At 58.1% G+C, this 277-nt stretch carries 1 protein-coding gene; it reads left to right on the top strand.

The annotated features are described in order from the left end of the window. The coding region (locus tag B3Z49_RS19265) for a glutamate synthase-related protein (RefSeq protein ID WP_296993785.1) at positions 1-277 on the top strand (277 nt) is incomplete at both ends.

The following is a 277-nucleotide window of genomic DNA, read 5'->3' as shown; positions in this document are numbered from 1 at the left end:
CCATGGCGGCATGTTGCCATCGGCTAAAATTACCGCCGAAATTGCTGAGGCGCGCGGCATCCCGATGGGGCAGGATTGCGTGTCGCCCGCTGCCCACAGTGTTTTCTCAACCCCGATTGGGCTGATGGAATTCATTGGCCGCCTGCGCGACCTTTCGGGTGGTAAGCCGGTTGGCTTCAAGCTTTGCATCGGGCATCGCCGCGAATTCATGTCGATCATCAAGGCGATGCTGAAAACCGGCATCACGCCCGATTTCATCGTCGTGGATGGCAAGGAA

This window comes from Thalassospira sp. UBA1131 (assembly GCF_002311515.1).
GTDB lineage: Bacteria > Pseudomonadota > Alphaproteobacteria > Rhodospirillales > Thalassospiraceae > Thalassospira.
Note: the sequence above shows the minus strand (reverse complement) of the source record. Positions and strands in the feature narration are given on the sequence as shown.